Annotated in this window: 3 protein-coding genes; all 3 read right to left on the bottom strand. The window is 31.4% G+C overall.

What is annotated here, in order from left to right; translation table 11 throughout:
• Positions 1 to 81: 81 nt before the first annotated feature.
• Genes CI949_RS19895 through CI949_RS19885 form a run of 3 tightly spaced genes read right to left on the bottom strand, consistent with a single transcriptional unit; the run spans position 82 to position 2,343 of the window.
• Entirely contained in the window at positions 82 to 480 is a 399-nt protein-coding gene (locus CI949_RS19895; RefSeq protein ID WP_290769674.1) for a biopolymer transporter ExbD, read from the bottom strand.
• Positions 464 to 1,108 (bottom strand): MotA/TolQ/ExbB proton channel family protein, encoded by a 645-nt coding sequence (locus tag CI949_RS19890; RefSeq protein WP_290769672.1) that lies wholly within the window; start codon positions 1,106 to 1,108, stop codon positions 464 to 466. The genes CI949_RS19895 and CI949_RS19890 overlap by 17 nt, the downstream gene beginning before the upstream one ends.
• 14 nt (positions 1,109 to 1,122) lie before the next feature.
• Complete coding sequence (locus CI949_RS19885; RefSeq protein ID WP_290769670.1) at positions 1,123 to 2,343, bottom strand: energy transducer TonB; 1,221 nt, start codon at positions 2,341 to 2,343, stop codon at positions 1,123 to 1,125.
• Positions 2,344 to 2,383 lie beyond the last annotated feature (40 nt).

Genomic DNA, 2,383 nt, shown 5'->3' with positions numbered 1-2,383 from the left:
ATGATATTTTTATAGTTTAATGATCTTTGACCCTCCTCGGGCAAGTCCACGCGGTTTGCAAGCAGACTTTCACTCTATCACCTAATTTTCTTCACGCAAGGAAAATGAAATATTTTGAAAGCTTTCATTTTTAAAATTTTCTATTAAAAATACTACTGCTTCAAAATTGCTTTCTTTATCAGCATAGATTTTTACTTTATTATTTTTTTCACTTCTGATATCAGCAAGTAAAGATTCTATTTCCTGACGGCTATACTCTTTTTGATTGTAATATATTTTATTATTTTTATCCAAAAAGATGTTAACCATCTCAACATTTTTAGTTCTGCCGATACTGCTATCCGGTACCTTAATATTATATAATGCTTCTTCTCCCTGCAGTGTTGAAGAAACCAAAAAGAAAATTAATAATAAAAATACAATATCAATCATCGGGGCCAGATTTAAGGTTGAGCTCCTTCTTTTAGGCTGATAACTCATTCTTGTTCAACCCCTTTTTAGTTGTCTCCTTTATTTCATTTTCAAAAAGCAAACTCTCACTTTCTAATCGTAAATTATTCATTTGATTATGCAGCTTTTCGATCTTTGCATAAAAATAATGATAAAATGCTGCAGCAGGTAATGAAATTATCAAACCAGCAGCAGTAGTAAATAAGGCTTCAGAAATACCTAATGCCATCTGTTCAGGGTTTCCACCCAGACCTAAGACCTGAAATGTCTTGATCATACCACTAACAGTTCCTAAAAGCCCAAGAGTAGGTGCAACCTGGGCAATAAAATTTAAGAATCCCAGATGTTTCTCAAGTTCTGGTAGCTGATCAACCTCTTCTGCATCAAGATAAAGTTTAAACTCCTCTCTACTTTTGGGTTTTCTCTTTAAAGTATTACAATAAATATCTGCTGCTATTCCCTTTGTTTTATTTAATATATTACTCTGACTATCTGAATTAAAATTTGAAATAGCCTCTAAATATTCATCTTTATTAATTGTTCTGTATTTTATAATAAAAACTATAGTCCGTTCAATAATTATAAATAACATTAAAAATGCTGCTAAAAGCAGTGGGTATGCTACAACTCCTGCAGTTTCTATAAATTCTGTAATCATTTATCTTACCTCCTTTAGTTCAACTCAAATTTAATTGGCAGATTTACTATTACTTCTATCTTTTCTCCATCTTTTTCAGCAGCTTTAAATTTCCAATCATTTACAGCCTTCAGAGCAGCCTGGTCAAATGACTTATAACCTGAGCTTTCATTTAACTTTAAATCATGAACCTGGCCTGCTGTATCAATTCTTAAGGAAACTATAACCCTCCCTTCGATATTTCTCCTTCTTAAATTAGGAGGGTATTCTGGCTGGCTGTATTTACTAACCCCTGGTTTTTTAATTGAATCTAAATTACCTTTTCTTAGGTCATAAACTTTATTTTCCTGATCGGCTTTGTTTTTCGCTGCAGCAGAATTGTCAGCACTAATATTTGAGGTTGTCTCATTATTTTTATCTTCAGCATTATTATTTACTGCTTCTGCTGTGCTGATCTGATCTGATTGAAGATCTGCAGCTTCATTTTCTTGATTAAACTTATCTATTTTACCTGAATCTGACTCTTTATCTGCTTCAGCTTCTAAATTAGCTATAAAACTATCTAAATCAAATTCATCTTTTTTATTTTTCTCTTCTTTTTCTACAGATTCTTCTTTTTCTGAGTTGTTTGCTGAATTCTGCATCCAGGCTGGTGGTTCAGCCACCTTTTCTTTCTCCTTATTTTGCTGTTTATCTTCAGCAGAATCTTTTTGTTTAATCGATTGATTTATAGTTTCTTTTCTATATTTTTCCTTGGGTTCTTTTTTGTCTACTACTTTTTCTTTTTTTTCTAACTCAGTTTTTTTATCATTTTGTTCATTTACATTATTCTTTTCCTGCTGCATATCTTTTGTATTTTTTACTTGTGATTCTTTCAATTTATTTTCTGTTTGTATAACTTCTTTTTTAGGAGGTTCTTTTTCTTCTATTATCTTATTTTCTGCAAGATCTTTTTTTTCTTCTGTAATTTCAACCTTTTTTTCAGCTAAACTATTTTTATCTACTTCCGCCTCTTCATTTTGAACCTGAGAAGCTGTATCTTTTGTTTGGGTTTTTACTTCATTACTGGAATCTAACTGACTTTCTTCCCCTGCAGGCTTTTTAGAAGCAGATAATAATAGTTCTATTTCAACTTCTTCTTTTTCCTGAATTTTTATATCTTCTGCCAGAAGCTTTAAAGAACCAGCTTCCAGCAGCAAGATAAGGGATAATGATAAGAGGAAGGCTGTTAGATATATTATTTTGTTATTCTTCATTATCATCATCCTTTCTATAAGTTAATTTGTAGGTTTAACT

The sequence above is a fragment of the Halanaerobium sp. genome (assembly GCF_003070835.1).
The sequence above is the reverse complement of the archived record's forward strand: the minus strand, read 5'-3'. Positions and strand labels throughout refer to the sequence as shown.